Here is a 267-nt window from a genome sequence, read left to right as displayed (position 1 = left end):
ACAACACCGAGGCGTTCGTGCCGGTGCTCGACGGCCGGCCGCAGGTGAGCGCGCCGGGCTCGCGATTCGCCTACTGCAACAGCGGTTTCGTGCTGCTGGCGCTGGTGGCGGAGCGCGCGTCGAAGACGCCGTTCCACGAGCTCGTCCAGGAGCGCGTCTTCGCTCCCGCCGGGATGGCGTCGAGCGGATATCCCCGCACCGACGACATGCCGGGGGATCTCGCTCTCGGGTACCTGGGCGACACCGACGACCGCACGAACGTGCTCC

1 protein-coding gene is annotated in these 267 nt (G+C 70.4%); it reads left to right on the top strand.

Annotation, left to right across the window (positions count from 1 at the left end; all coding sequences use genetic code 11):
• Nucleotides 1–267, top strand: a 267-nt coding sequence (locus tag SB773_RS32255; protein ID WP_410594444.1) for a serine hydrolase domain-containing protein, incomplete at both ends; no start/stop codon positions are given.

The organism is Bacillus sp. SIMBA_074, assembly GCF_046534555.1.
GTDB lineage: Bacteria > Bacillota > Bacilli > Bacillales > Bacillaceae_G > Bacillus_A > Bacillus_A mycoides.
The sequence above is the reverse complement of the archived record's forward strand: the minus strand, read 5'-3'. Positions and strand labels throughout refer to the sequence as shown.